Genomic DNA, 263 nt, shown 5'->3' with positions numbered 1-263 from the left:
CGGTGAAGCACTGGCGGGAGAAATCATCGTCGTTGATGCGGGCGGTGTTGATGATACCGCCGTATGGGGCGGTATCATGACTGCAGAGGCAGCCCATCGCAAATTAGGCGGCGCAGTTGTTTTCGGTGCCATCCGTGATGTCGAAGAAGTCCGCCAGCTACAATTCAATATGTTTTGCAAAGCGGTCGTTCCCCGCGGTCCTCATCATGGTTTCGGTGGTATCATTGATGGTGCAATTTCCATGGCAGGCGCAGTTGTTCGTC

The 263-nt window shown here is 54.4% G+C and carries 1 protein-coding gene; it reads left to right on the top strand.

The window, feature by feature from the left end:
• The coding region (locus HBA93_RS21695) for an RraA family protein (protein WP_221724628.1) at window positions 1–263 on the top strand (263 nt) is incomplete at both ends.

The sequence above is a fragment of the Ochrobactrum sp. SFR4 genome (assembly GCF_019730395.1).
In the GTDB taxonomy this organism is placed as follows: Bacteria; Pseudomonadota; Alphaproteobacteria; order Rhizobiales; family Rhizobiaceae; genus Pseudochrobactrum.
The sequence above is the reverse complement of the archived record's forward strand: the minus strand, read 5'-3'. Positions and strand labels throughout refer to the sequence as shown.